This window comes from Candidatus Pelagibacter sp. PS_02 (assembly GCF_059418065.1).
On the sequence record NZ_CM182079.1, the window covers coordinates 887,782 to 902,171 of the forward strand.

Sequence of the window (14,390 nt, forward strand, 5' to 3'; positions counted from 1 at the left end):
CACATTCCTTAAGAATGGAATATCTTCTATCTTTAAAATTATGAACTTAATAAGAGCTATTTTACTATTAATTTTTTTAATTACACCTCTAAAGGCAAATACTATTTATGATTTAATTAAGATACCTAACTTAGAGATTTATGAAATAAATACCAAAAATAAACTTAGATATTTTTATGCAGCAAGACCCTTCCAACTAGGCACTCAAAAAAACATTGTTTGTTCAAATCCGAATAAGAAAGATTTAGAATTAAAATATAAGATTATTCATAAAAATCTTAATAGATACTCTTATGACTATCTAAAAAAAATTAATCTCAAATATATTGTAATGTGTCAAAATTTATCTATCTCAGAACTATATACAGCTGGTATTCCAGATAATATAATGAAAACATTAATACTAGATATCAAATTTAATGAGAAATATTTTGAAAGAGTAATTCATCATGAAGTTTTTCATGTAATGCATCTTCAGTACCAAAATATTTTTAATGAAGAAGAATGGGCTAAATTTAATAATTTTGAATTTAAATACGCTGAATGTTCTACATGCACAAAGAATATATCTTTAGAAAAATATCAAGAGACTGATGGGTTTTTTACAGAATACTCTAAATCAACAGCCTCAGAAGATATGGCAGAAGTTTATTCGCATATGATCTTCTTAGAGAAAAAAGAAATTAATCAAATTCGTAAATTAGATCCTATTTTAAATAATAAAATTTCGTATATTGAAAATAAAATAAAAGAAATAGATAATTCTTTTACTTTCTAATGATAAAAAAAATTAAAGCTTCCACATCAGAAAAATTTATTTTTGTTTTTTTAATTTTATTAGGTATCGCAACTTTCTGCACATATTTTATAGTTAAAAATAAATGTTTATTTATCGAAGATATTAATCCAAAGGATATTGTCTTTAAGGAACCAAATAATATAGCAATTTTAAATGCACCTTGTGGAAATGTAATTATAGAACTTTATCCCAATATCTCACCTAATGCCGTTCAAAGATTTGTAACTTTAATTAGATCTAACGCTTATGAAAATATTGCTTTTCATAGGGTAATTGAAAATAAACTTATTCAGGCTGGTGACTTAGAGTTTGGTAAGAAGGGAAACTTAGATTATGGAAAAATTGGTACTGGAAAATCAGGTTTAGGTACAATTAAATCAGAAATTGATAATAACTTTAATTACACAAAAGGTAGTGTGGGATTAGCTCGAACATTTAAGAACGATACTGAAGACAGTCAATTTTTTATTATCTTACAGGATGAACCATTATTTGAAGGTGAATATACACCTGTTGGTAAAGTTCTTTACGGTCTAGAAGTCTTAAAAAAAATAAAATATGAAAAACGCTCAGAATATATTTTAAGACCAGATTTTATTAATTCCTTTAAAATGCTTAATTAATTAAAGGTTTTCCTGTTGCTAGTGTGTGTTTAATTCTATCTTGTGTTTCTTTTGTTTCGATTAATCTCATAAACGCATCTAATTCTAGCTTAAATAAATCATCTTCCGATAAAGTCTTATGAATAGTTGTGTCTCCCCCACTCAAGACATGGGCCAATTCCTTTGCAACTGTAACACCGTGCTCACGAATAATTTTTTCTTTATAAAGTTTTTCTATAATTTTATTCATTTCTATTAAAATTTCTTTTCCTGGTAATTTAAATTCAGTCTCTGTTGGAGTTTTAAATTCTTTATTGTCGTCTAAGATCTTTTTTGAAACTTCTAGTAAACTATTTCTATTCATTATTTTTTTATCTTCTGGTCTTAAGTATTTTAATGGTTCTGCCTCAATTGGTGAAGTTGCTGTTTTTCCATAACCAATAATATCAAATACTTTAAGTGGTGCATAATGAGGGTCTTTTTTAGCCTCGTCTGTATCAAGCCATCTTGCCAACATTTCCTTACATCCACCTCCAGCTGGTATCAGTCCAACTATTGTTTCCACTAATCCAACTACAATATTTGTATGTGAAGCAACAAAATTACTTTGGACCATTACTTCAAATCCACCTCCAAGAGTTAAACCTGATGGTGCAGATATCACCGGGTGATTAGAATACTTAAGATGCTTGCAGGTTTCTTGAAAATATCTAATAAATTTTTCTATGGATTTAAAATCATTTTTGTTCGCAAAATCCATTGTATAACTCAAGTTTACTCCAGCAGAAAACTGCATGCTTTCATTTATTATAATTAAAGGTTTGTCTGTGGCTTTTTTTAAAGCATCCATTGAATCATAATCTAGAGCATTTGCTTTAGTGGTAAACTCAACAATATTATAATCATTAAATCTATATATCTGTGCTGAACTGTTTCCATCTACACTTAATGCTTTCTTTTTAGCTTTTCCAAACGTTTCAATGTCAGTGTATTTTTGTCTAGATCCATAAAAATCTTGATTTCTGTTTTTAGATAAATTTTCTAAAAAAGCATTTCCTTTAACGTCATCAATCTTACCAAAAAAAGTTTCAACTCTGATTTCTTCTAACATTTCAAATGGACCTTTAGTCCAATTAAAACCTAATCTCATTGCTTCATCAATATCATTGAAATCTTTTGTAATTGATGGAACTAAAGAAGAAGCATATTTGATAATCTTAGAAATAACAGACCAAGCATACTCACCATACTTATCCTCTCTAGAAATTAATTCTTTAAGGTCTATTTTGTCTGATTTAATATTAATTTTTTTACTTGCAGAGTATTCTCCAGTTTCAAGATTAATTGCTTCCATAACCTTAACTTCACCAGTTTTGTTAACTCTATAGAATCCACCCTTGCCTTTTCGGCCGGTATATCCTGTTTCAATTAATTTTTTTACTAAAGGAATTTCTTTTGCAACTACTTGAAAAGGGTCATTTTCTGATAATTCTTTAATAAAACTTTTTAAAACATCGGCCATTAAATCAATACCAATTAAGTCATAAAGACCAAACACACCTGTTTTTGGTATACCCATTGGTCTTCCAAAAATTGCATCAGCTTCTTCTATGCTAAGTTTCATTTTAAAAGCTTCAGTCATTGCAACTTGCATTGCATAAACACCTATTCTATTTCCTAAAAAGCCTGGCGTGTCATTACAAATAATTGCACCTTTTCCAAGTTCTGTTTCACAAAAAGCTTTTAGAGAGTTTATTTTATCTAAATCATTATTTTCATTTTTAACTATCTCTAATAATCCCATGTATCTGACTGGATTAAAAAAGTGAGTAATACAAAAATCTTTTTTTTCTTCCTCTGATAAGTGTTGAGATAATATTTTGATAGGAATAGATGATGTGTTTGAAGATACTATCGCACCTTTTTTTCTTTCTTTGAATATTTTTTTATAGATATCATGTTTAATATCTATTCTTTCAACAACAGCTTCTACTACCCAGTCAGCTTCTTTTACTTCATCAAAATTATCTAAAATGTTTCCTACTTTAATGTTTTTTATTTTGGACTTATCTAACAAAAGTGGTGGTCTCGATTTGTAAATTTTATCCCGTGCTTGCTCACTTATTTCAGTTTTTAAATCCAATAAAGTTACTGGAATATTTGCATTACACAAATGCGCTGCAATTCCACTACCCATAGTTCCTGAACCTATAACTACTACTTTTTTAATTTCCATAAGATTTAAAAATTGAAGAATTGTTTATAATAAAAAAAATGATCTTAGTAAATCAATTACCTATTAATTCCTCTTAGTCTTTCAGACCTTCTTCTTAAAAGTTCTGCACTAACAAGAATTAATGTGGACATTATAATTAAACAAGTTGCCACTGCCATTATTGTTGGGCTTAGCTGTTCCCTTAGACCAACCCACATTTGAATTGGAATAGTAGTGTTTTCAAGTCCTGCTAAGAATAACACAACAACAACTTCATCAAATGAAGTTACAAAGGCAAATAATGCACCAGAAATAACACCAGGTAAAATTAATGGTAATGTTATTTTCATAAAAGTATTAACTGGATTACTCCCCAAACTTGATGCAGCACGTGTTACACTATGATCAAAACCTGTTAAAGTTGCTGTAACTGTAATAACTACAAACGGTGTACCCAAAATAATATGAGATAAAATTATTCCTGTATGTGTTGCAGCTAAACCTACTTTTGCCATAAAGAAGAATATTGCTGTTCCTGAGATAATTAATGGCACAATCATTGGAGATATTAATAAAGCCATGAACGCTGCTTTATATGGCATATGCCTACTACTTAACCCTAGAGCAGCTACCGTTCCAAGTACTGTAGATCCAATTGTAGCAAAGAAAGCTATTATTAAACTGTTTTTTGTCGCAAGTCCCCAAGGATTTTTAGTCCCATAGATCATGTCTTCGTACCATCTTAATGAAAATGCGTCTGGGTCAAGGGCTATCATTCCCTTGGAAAAGTGAATGTATTGTTCTGCATTAAATGAAAGTGGTAAAATTACAAATAGCGGTGCTATTAAAAAGAAAAATACCAACCCACAAATTGTTAAATAAGTATAATGCCAAATTCTATAATTCCAGGATGTGTAAGTTGGTAATGCCATAATTTATCCTAGTTTAATATTATCAATTCCCACTAATTTATTATAGATCCAGTAGATTGTTAACACTCCAACTAACAGCATAGAACCTAATGCTGCAGCAAACGACCAATCTAAAGAACTCTTCATATGATACGCAATCGTATTACTAATCAATGATCCACTCGCTCCACCAACTAATGCTGGAGTGATATAGTAACCTATAGCTAAAATAAAAACTAATAAACAGCCTGCACCAATTCCTGGAATTGTTAATGGAAAATAAATTTGTCTAAATGCAGTAAATGGAGTTCCACCTAATGATTTTCCAGCTCTCATTAAGCTTGGAGATATTGTTTTCATCACACTGTAAAGTGGCAAAACCATAAAAGGTAATAAAATTTGTGTCATTGCAACAAAAGTGCCAACAACATTATACATTAACTCAGGTCTATTATCATCAGCAGCCCAACCTAGCCAAACAATTAGGTCGTTTATAGGGCCCTGTTGTTGAAGTAAAACCATCCAGCTAGAAGTTCTAACTAATAGTGATGTCCAAAAGGGCAACAACACACATATCATCAATAAATTACTATATTTCATTGGTAGTGTGGCCAATAAATGTGAAATTGGGTAAGCAAGCAAAAAGCAGAATACAGTTACCCAGAATGCAACTTTTATAGTTCTTAACCAGAGGATTTTATGAATTCTCCTGTCTTCATCTTGTTGAATAATATTTCTGTCTTGATCAAATTTTAAATCAAGACCTTTTAGATATTTTGCATAAGACCAATTTGGAGCAGTATTCTTTAAAGCAATCCAATAATCCACGTCTTTCCATATTTTATGGGTTGCCATAAATTGTTCTTTATAATTAGCTTTTTCAAATTTTTTAATTGTTCTATTTGTTTTTTTTAATCCACTACTAAAACCAGATTTTTCATAGTTTAATCTCTGATATAATTTTCCAGCTTCTTTGTTTATAGCCAATGGATAGAAATCTTTATAAAACGCCTCATAAGTTGCTTCATCAGGCAATTCTTTTCCATCCCATTTTTCTAAAGCAGCAAATGTGTTAGGTAATTTTTGTGTGATCATACGATCATCTACACTTCTAAATAGCATGTCTCCTATTGGAAATATGTATGTAATTATAAGGAATAAAAATAACGGACCTACAAGCATTAAAGCCTTTAGCTTATTTTTTCTCTCAGCTTTTTTTAGGCTTATCTCTAGAGGTATCCCGTCTGATGATAATATTTTTTCTGTACTCATATTTAAAATTCTTAAAAAAAAAGGGCGGTTATTTTATAACCGCCCTAATATTTTATAACAAAAACTTAATCTATAAAACTAAATTATAGACCAGCTTTCATTGCTTCCCATTTTTCACCGATTTCATCTTGGTTATCTGCCCAGAAATCAGGGTTCATAAGAATGTATCTTTTTGTGTTAGCAGGTGCTGTTGGCATATGTGGTACCATACTTGTTTTACCATCTTTAAACCAAGGCTCTCCAGCTTCCATAACAGCAATTGAAGATTTTCTCCAAGGTGCGTATGCAATATACTTAGCACTTCCAGCTAAACCTTCTGAGCTAGTCATTTCTCTAAGTACTTTCATAGCGCTACCGTCAGCATAACCTGGACCATCTTTAACTAATGCAAAATATTCATAGTCAAGAATTTGTCCATCCCATACTTGTACAAGTGGAGTTCCTTCCATTTGCGCATTAAAGAATCTACCGTTCCAACCAGTTGCCATTACTACTTCACCATTAGCTAGTAGTTCTGGTGGTTGAGCTCCAGCATTCCAGAATACACATCCACCATTTGGATCTGTACAAAGTGCTTTAAGCTTGTTCATAGCTCTATCAATACCGCCATCTGCTTCAAGTTTTCTGTAAGTTAAGTCAGAACCTTTACCAGGGTTTACACCGTCTGCAGTGATAGCAATCTCTAAGTTAGACATTGCACCTTTGTAAATTGCTCTTTTACCAGGGAAGTTTTTAGTATCAAAAAAGTCTTTCAATGAGTTAGGCTTTTTAGCACCGATTGTTGCATCGTTATAAGCATAGTTCCAAGAGTACAGAATGTTTCCAACTGCACATTTTGAAGGCATGCTTGTAAAGAAGTCCTGACTTGCAGGTGTTCCATCTGGAGCAGGTGCAAAGTCTTTATCAAAATCGAATTCATGGAAAATTCCTTCGTCACATCCAACGATAGTGTCTTTTGCGTAAACATCGATGATGTCCCAAGTGATTTTTCCAGCTTCTTTTTGAGCTTTAATCTCTGATAATCCACCAGTGTAGTCTACCCAGTTTACAGGTATACCTAATTTAGCAGCAGTAGGATCACCATACCCTAATTTTTGACTTTCAGTATAAGCACCACCCCAAGACACTACAGTAACTGCAAATGCTGAAGTCGTGATAGAAAGTACAAAAGATAGAGCAAGTAATAATTTACTTAATTTTTTCATTTTCTCTCCTATTTAACGTTAACGTTTGTTATTTTATAAAGTGAAAGTAAAACAATATAGGATACTTTAGTCAACAGGCAATTATGGCTAATTTGCCTTTATTTTATTTATATTTTATTAGGATAGTTTTTAAATTATTTTGGATCTAAGGCTCTACAGTCAATACTATTCCAGCCTATATCTAGTACATTACCCTTTTTAAGGTCTAATCTTGCAGTACTATTTGGTACTTTAAGGATAAAATCTTTATTACCTAGTAAGTCAACTCTAAGTCTTGTGTGATCGCCGTGATAAATTATTTCTTCTATTTTTCCTTTATGATTATTATCCATCTTATCTGAAGGATCTATAATTGCTCTTTCAGGTCTTAGTGAAACTTTAGTCTTATCTCCTTTTGCTTTTACAGCAACTGGATTTGCTAAAATTTCTGTACCATCTTCTAATTTTACTTTGCATTTATCTCCTGAAATATCTAAAACTTGTCCTGAAAATTTATTATTTTCTCCAATGAACTCAGCAACAAAAGAATTAACTGGTTTTTCATATAATTCATCAGGGCTTGATAACTGTTGAACTTTACCATCATTGAAAACTGCAATTCGATTTGACATTGTTAACGCCTCGGTTTGATCATGTGTTACATAAACAACTGTTACACCAATACTTTCGTGAATATGTTTAATTTCATATTGCATGCTTTCTCTTAAATTTTTATCTAATGCTCCAAGTGGTTCATCCATTAATACCACTTGTGGATCAAAAACTAATGATCTTGCAACAGCAACACGCTGTTGTTGTCCACCTGATAATTGCATCGGCATTCTTGCTTCAAAACCATGAAGTGAAACCATGGATAAAGCTTTATCTATTTTTTTATCAGCTTCATCTTTTGGAATTTTTCTAACTCTTAATGGAAAAGCTAAATTTTCATAAACAGTCATGTGTGGAAATAAAGCATAGTTCTGGAATACCATTCCTATTCCTCTTTTGTGAGGTGGAATATTTGAAATAACCTTACCATCTAAATAAATTTCTCCATGAGTTGGTGTTTCAAAACCAGCCAGCATCATAAGACAAGTTGTTTTACCAGAACCAGAGGGTCCTAGCATAGTTACAAACTCACCTTCTTCAATGTCTAGATTTAATCCTTTAACGACCAATACTTTGCCATCATAGCTTTTGTCTACATTGTCAAATTTTACAAATTCTTTGTTTTTAGTCATATTTTCTAAATGGATTTAAAACATTTGTGAGCTTATTTATCAAGTTTTTTTATTTTAATTATTTAATGTGAAGATCTTTTGAAAAATTACAAAATAGCTCACTTCCTTGATCCGTAACTCTTATTGCTTCAGAAGCTTCAACTCCCCAATTTCCAAATTGCATAACAGCAATCATATGAAAAGTAATATTTGGCTCTAAAATTGTCATATCTCCTTTTGATATATTTAAAGTGTGTTCCCCCCAATCAGGTGGGTAACCAATTCCGATAGAATATCCAGTACGAGAGGTTTTCTCTATACCGTACTTATCTAGAACCTTCCAAAATGCCTGAGCCACATCATCTGCAGTTTTTCCTGGTTTGATAGCATCAATACCTGCCTGCAAGGCTTCGTTTGTTTTTTTCATTGTATCAATTTTAAGCTGGTCAGCTTTTCCAAGAAGCACTGTTCTTGCCATAGGACAATGGTATTTTTTATGAGAACCTGAAAGTTCAATAATTGTTGCTTCGCCTTCTACAAATTTATCTTCTGTCCATGTTAAATGAGATGCTGATGTACCTTTGCCAGTTGGAAGCATTGGAACAATAGACGCATAATCTCCACCAAACTCAGGAGTTCCCTTTATTAGAGCCGCTTGTATTTCTGATACAGCATCACATTGTCTTACCCCAGGATTGATTACTTCAAAAGCTTTCTTCATTCCTGTTTGAACGATTAATGATGCAGCTTTCATTAAATTAATTTCAGTATCTGATTTTACAACTCTAACCCAGTTGACTAATCTTTCACAATCTGAAATTTTTGCATTGGGTAAACCTGATTTTATTTTTTCATAACAGTAGGCAGTAAAATAATGACTGTCCATTTCAACTCCAATAGAAAGTTTATCCCATTTTCTTTCTTTAATAATATCTGTTAAAGCTTCATAAGGGTGAAGCGGCCAATTATGAATATATTTTTCACCATACTTTATAATATTTTCATCTTTCAAATAAGTTTTAATATATGCTCCACCAGCATCTTGGTCTCTAACAAAACATAAGGGCTCATCTGCATTAATATGAACTATGACACATTGGGCATAATAAAACGACCAAGCATCATAACCTGTTAAATAATTCATATTCGATGGATCCTGAGAGATTAATACATCAATGCCTTTATCTTGCATTGATTTTTGAACCTTCTTTAATCTATTTTTGTATTCTTCTTTTGTAAAATTCATTTAGTTAAATTTAAATAGTTTTCCAAAACCTTCAATACTATTTTTATAGCCAATAGCATTTAGACTTTCCCAAATTAATGTTTGATTGCTAGATAAAATGACTTTATTCATTTTTTTTTCAAGCTTATCGATTATCGATAATACTGGTAATGCCGTACAAGACACAAATAATGCCTCACTATCTTCTAAATTAATTTTTGACAAAACTTCAAATAAATATTCTTCATCTACTTTTCCAATATCTAAATCAGACTCAATATCAAAATATGTTAATCCATTAACTGCAATATTTTCTTTATTAAAATAATTTATAACTGAGTCGTTTATACTTTTTGTATAAGGGGTAAAAACCGATACTTTGTTAATGTTAAAAGCTTTTAAAGCCTTAATAGCAGATGTAATTGGGGTGGTAACTTTTGCTTCAGGCTTGGCTAACTTCACATTTTTTTCAATCACATCATAACCTGCTGCAATTGTTCCTGATGTACATCCATAAGCAACACAATCTATTTTTTGATCTGGTAAAATATCTTTAGTGACATCGGTAATATCATCTGCCATTTTAGCTAACGTTTCGTTGGTCAAGGGATTGTAACAATGTATTCGATTAACATACAGATCTACATCTCTTCCATAGATCACATTATTAAAGTCCTTTTCAATTCTAAAATCGCTACCAAGCGTTATAAGTCCAATTCTTGGGTTAGATTTTGAAATGTATTTTGGTTCAACCTTGTTTAATTTCATAAATTACCAGCAATACTTTGATTAAATATATATTGAATTAGGAGTCTAGTTAAAATAGAGTTTAATAAAAGCGCACATAACTCGTCGTTACTTAAGGTTTAAACGGTACTAAAGAATACGAAAGTGGGATCAGTCGTCTTTAAATTTAATTATTTAAGGAGGTTTGAATGAAATTTGGATATTTTTGTAACACTACTAATTGGAATCATAAACCATACAATCAATTATTAAACGAAACTAAAGAGATCACTACTTACTGTGATGAAAATAATTGGGACTCTATTTGGTATACAGAACATCACTTCAATCATGAAGGAATGGAGTCTTGTACCAACCCATTAATGATGGGAGTTGATGCTGCCGCCAGAACAAAAAAAATTAGAATAGGTCAAGCTTGCAATGTAATTACCTTTCATAATCCAATCCGTCTTGCTGAAGACATAGCTTTGCTAGATCAATTGTCTGGAGGGAGAGTTGATGTTGGTATTGGAAGAGGAATTTATGGAAGAGAAGCTATCAATATGAACAAAGAAGCTGACCTAAAAGATCAAGCTAAAAATTTTAGGTTGTTTGATGAGACTTTAACAATAATGAAAAAGGCTTGGACAGAAGAATTTTTTAGTCACAAGGGTGAATTTTATACCTATCCATCACCAAATTTTACTTGGCAACACGACATGAGTCCTCCTAGTAAAAAATTTTTAGATACAACAACAAATGAAATAAAAAAAATAAGTGTTGTACCAAAACCAAAACAACAACCTCATCCACCAATATGGCAAGTTGTTGATGGTGCACGATCAATTGAATGGGCAGCACAAAATGGATTAAATACAATAATGTGGATACCTACTGTTAAAGCGTTAAAGAAAAGGTTTGAAATTTATAGAGACGCAAAATCTAAAGCAGAAGATAGAGATGTTCCACTTGGCGAAGGTGTATCTTTAGTTAGAGATATGTTTGTTGCTGAAACTATGCAAGAAGCTGAAAAAATGGCTGGTGAGCATATTATCAATTATATGAAATGGGTTTGTCATTGGAGAGGTTTGGGTAATCATATGGATCCAGGAGAAGAACTACCAGAAACAAAACATAAATTAGACTTACTTAATTATGATTTTTTACATAAAAGAAATTTATTATTTGGAACACCAGAATATGTTGTTAATAAAATAAATGAATTAAAATCAGAATTAAATTTACAAAATCTTCAAGTTTGGTCTAATTTTCCTGGAATAGATCATGAGGCTTGCATGAGAAGTATAAAACTGTTTAATGATGAGGTTATACCAAAGATTAATTTAGACAATTCAAGTATCGAAAAGGCAAGTTAATGAAATTAGAGCTTAGAAAGTTTACAAAATTTGTAGATAAAACTTTTATCGAAGGTGGTAAGGAAGCTAAAGAGCCTGTTTTGATGGTTTCTGTTGCAGCTGTATTTAAAAATCCATGGCATGGAAAAGGCTTTGTTGAAGATTTAAAACCAATTATTTTAGATTTAGCACCTAAATTAGGTGATATTTTAGTTCCAGAGTTAATAAAGGAGATTGGATCACCTGAAAAAATTTTGGCGTATGGAAAAGCTGGTACGGTCGGACTTGATGGTGAAATTGAGCATGCCTCAGCATTTATTCACACTTTAAGATTTGGAAATAAATTTAGAGATGCGGTTGGGGGAACATCTTATTTAAGCTTTACCAATACCAGAGGTCCAGCTGGATCCAAAATGTCTATTCCAATGATGCATAAAACAGATTCAGGTCTAAGGCCTTATTATTTAACTCATGAATTTACGATTCATGATGCTCCTTTTGATGATGAAATTGTTATAGCAATTGGTGGAGCCTCCACAGGTAGAGCTCATGCTAGAACGGGTGATCGTTATCAAGACATGAAAGAAATGGGAATAGATCCCAAATAAATTAATGTTTCAAAATTTTGATCCAAATCAAAATTATTATTCATTTAATGATAAAAATACAGTTCCTGTAGTTTTTATTCATGGTGTCGGACTTGATCAGCGGATGTGGGAACCTCAAATTGAAGCTTTCAAAGAATATTCATTAATTACATATGATTTATTAGGGCATGGAAAAACTATTCTCAATAAAGAAGATGTAACATTAAATGATTTTTCAAACCAACTAAAATCGATATTAGAATATTTAAAAGTGGATAAGATTAATCTTGTTGGTTTTTCTTTAGGTTCTTTAATTGCACTAAATTTTGCCTCTAAATTTCAAGACAAACTAAACAGCCTTGTTGTAATGGGTACAACATATAAAAGAACTTCAGAACAAAGGTCTTTGGTTATAGAAAGATTTGAACAGGCTAAATTAAACAAACCTATTTCAAAACAAGCCCTAAAAAGATGGTTTACCAATCAATACTTAAATGACCATCCAGAAACTTATAATCAATTTATAAAAATTTTGACAAAAAATAAAAAAGATCATTTAAATTTTTTAAAAGCTTACAAATTATTTGCTTATCATGAGGACAATACAGATATAATTAAAAATATTAAAACTAGGACTCTTGTGATGACAGGTTCAAATGATTCAGGATCTACTGTCGAGATGTCAAAATCTTTATGTGAAGATTTAATAAACTCAAGTTTTATTGAGATAAATAATGGAAAACATCTTTGTAGTATAGAGTGTGCAGATGATGTTAATATCAATCTTAAAAATTTTATTAATAGATAAATGACAAAAATTCAAAACTTTAAAATGTATATAAATGGACTGTGGGTTAATTCAGAGTCTGGAAAAACAATAGAAACTGTAAACCCAGAAAACAACGAAGTTTGGGCAACTGTTCCTGAAGCTAACGAGAAGGATGTAGATAAAGCAGTTAAGGCCGCACAAAATGCTTTTGAAAAATCTTGGTCAAATTTACACCCAAGAGAAAGAGCTAAATACTTAAGGTCTCTTGCAGATCAATTAAGACAAAATGCTGAACATCTTGGAACTATAGAAACAATTGATACAGGAAAAATTTTTAGAGAAACAAAAACACAAGCTAACTATATTGCTGAGTATTACGATTATTTTGCAGGACTAGCCGATAAAGTTGAAGGAACAGTTGTACCAATTGATAAGCCAGACATGCAAGTAACAACTACTAGAATACCTATTGGTGTTGTTGCTGCGATAATTCCTTGGAACTCCCAAATGTTATTAACTGCAGTAAAATTAGCACCCGCATTAGCAATGGGTAATACAGTTGTAATAAAAGCTTCTGAACTAGCGCCTGTAACATTATTAGAATTTGCAAAACTAGTTGAAAAATCAGGTATACCTAAAGGTGTTGTAAATATAATTACTGGTCTAGGTGAGCCTTGTGGTAAAGCTCTAACTACACATGACCTTGTAGAAAGAATTGCTTTTACAGGTGGTCCTGAAACCGCAAAACATATTGTTAAAAATTCAGCAGAAAATTTATCGCAAGTAAGCTTAGAACTTGGTGGAAAAAGTCCTGTTGTCGTATTCGATGATGCCGAGCAAGAGAACGCACTAAATGGAATTACTGCTGGTATCTTTGGTGCAAGTGGTCAAAGCTGTATTGCAGGATCACGACTTTACATCCAATCTAAAATTTATGATGACTTCTTAAATAAGCTAATAGCCAAGGCTGAAAAAATAAAATTAGGAGCTCCTATGGATAATGAAACTCAAATGGGACCTTTAAATAGTTATAAACAACTAGAAAATATAGAAAAAAATATCAAAGCTACAATTGAGCAAGGTGGAAAAATTAGATGCGGTGGAAAAAGGTCCAATATATCTAGTAAAGCTTATTATTTTCCAGCTACAATTATTGAGTGTGAAAATCATAATTTGCCTACAGCAGAGAATGAATTATTTGGTCCAGTTTTATCTGTTATGAAATTTGAAACAGAAGAGGATGTGATTAAATTAATGAATGATAATAAATATGGCTTATCTTCTGGAGTTTATACCTCAAACTTCGGAAGAGGTTTGAGAGTATCAAAAGCAATTAGAGCTGGAATTACTTTTGTAAATACTTATAGGTTAATTTCACCCATGGCCCCGTTTGGAGGAATTAAAGATAGTGGATATGGAAAAGAAGCAGGAATTGAGTCAATTAAAGAATACACAAGAATAAAAACCACATGGTTAAATTCATCGGATAAACCAATGACTGATCCATTTACAATGGGTTAAT

General features: G+C 31.5%; 13 protein-coding genes. 6 read left to right on the forward strand and 7 right to left on the reverse strand.

Annotation, left to right across the window (positions count from 1 at the left end; genetic code table 11):
- The first annotated feature begins 40 nt into the window (after window positions 1-40).
- Window positions 41-778, forward strand: a complete 738-nt coding sequence (locus tag AC5SL4_RS04740) for a putative zinc-binding metallopeptidase (RefSeq protein ID WP_494587175.1) — start codon at window positions 41-43, stop codon at window positions 776-778.
- Window positions 778-1,422, forward strand: a complete 645-nt coding sequence (locus AC5SL4_RS04745; RefSeq protein ID WP_494587176.1) for a peptidylprolyl isomerase — start codon at window positions 778-780, stop codon at window positions 1,420-1,422. Before AC5SL4_RS04740 ends, AC5SL4_RS04745 begins: the two co-directional genes overlap by 1 nt.
- Here the strand turns inward: AC5SL4_RS04745 and AC5SL4_RS04750 are convergent.
- From AC5SL4_RS04750 to AC5SL4_RS04780, 7 genes are all read right to left on the reverse strand, one after another.
- Entirely contained in the window at window positions 1,415-3,637 is a 2,223-nt protein-coding gene (locus AC5SL4_RS04750; protein WP_494587177.1) for a 3-hydroxyacyl-CoA dehydrogenase/enoyl-CoA hydratase family protein, read from the reverse strand. The genes AC5SL4_RS04745 and AC5SL4_RS04750 overlap by 8 nt on opposite strands.
- Before the next feature lie 56 nt (window positions 3,638-3,693).
- On the reverse strand, window positions 3,694-4,548 hold the full coding sequence (locus AC5SL4_RS04755) for an ABC transporter permease (protein ID WP_006997949.1): 855 nt from the start codon (window positions 4,546-4,548) through the stop codon (window positions 3,694-3,696).
- A gap of 3 nt (window positions 4,549-4,551) precedes the next feature.
- Window positions 4,552-5,799, reverse strand: a complete 1,248-nt coding sequence (locus AC5SL4_RS04760) for an ABC transporter permease (protein ID WP_006997948.1) — start codon at window positions 5,797-5,799, stop codon at window positions 4,552-4,554.
- Window positions 5,800-5,882: 83 nt separating this feature from the next.
- Complete coding sequence (locus AC5SL4_RS04765) at window positions 5,883-7,004, reverse strand: extracellular solute-binding protein (protein ID WP_494587178.1); 1,122 nt, start codon at window positions 7,002-7,004, stop codon at window positions 5,883-5,885.
- A gap of 134 nt (window positions 7,005-7,138) precedes the next feature.
- Window positions 7,139-8,227: an ABC transporter ATP-binding protein gene (locus AC5SL4_RS04770; protein WP_494587179.1), complete on the reverse strand. Its 1,089-nt coding sequence runs from the start codon at window positions 8,225-8,227 to the stop codon at window positions 7,139-7,141.
- Window positions 8,228-8,285: 58 nt separating this feature from the next.
- Window positions 8,286-9,452 carry a M24 family metallopeptidase gene (locus AC5SL4_RS04775; RefSeq protein ID WP_011282320.1) on the reverse strand — a complete coding sequence of 389 codons (1,167 nt, stop codon included), beginning with the start codon at window positions 9,450-9,452 and terminating at the stop codon, window positions 8,286-8,288.
- Window positions 9,453-10,199 (reverse strand): maleate cis-trans isomerase family protein, encoded by a 747-nt coding sequence (locus AC5SL4_RS04780; RefSeq protein WP_027307101.1) that lies wholly within the window; start codon window positions 10,197-10,199, stop codon window positions 9,453-9,455.
- 167 nt (window positions 10,200-10,366) lie between these two features.
- On the opposite strand from AC5SL4_RS04780, the gene AC5SL4_RS04785 reads away from it, so the two are divergent.
- Genes AC5SL4_RS04785 through AC5SL4_RS04800 form a run of 4 tightly spaced genes read left to right on the forward strand, consistent with a single transcriptional unit; the run spans window position 10,367 to window position 14,389 of the window.
- Entirely contained in the window at window positions 10,367-11,533 is a 1,167-nt protein-coding gene (locus AC5SL4_RS04785) for an LLM class flavin-dependent oxidoreductase (RefSeq protein WP_494587180.1), read from the forward strand.
- Window positions 11,533-12,120, forward strand: a complete 588-nt coding sequence (locus AC5SL4_RS04790; protein ID WP_006997942.1) for an amino acid synthesis family protein — start codon at window positions 11,533-11,535, stop codon at window positions 12,118-12,120. The genes AC5SL4_RS04785 and AC5SL4_RS04790 overlap by 1 nt, the downstream gene beginning before the upstream one ends.
- 4 nt (window positions 12,121-12,124) lie before the next feature.
- Window positions 12,125-12,907 carry an alpha/beta fold hydrolase gene (locus tag AC5SL4_RS04795; protein WP_011282323.1) on the forward strand — a complete coding sequence of 261 codons (783 nt, stop codon included), beginning with the start codon at window positions 12,125-12,127 and terminating at the stop codon, window positions 12,905-12,907.
- On the forward strand, window positions 12,908-14,389 hold the full coding sequence (locus AC5SL4_RS04800; protein WP_006997940.1) for an aldehyde dehydrogenase: 1,482 nt from the start codon (window positions 12,908-12,910) through the stop codon (window positions 14,387-14,389).
- Window position 14,390 lies beyond the last annotated feature (1 nt).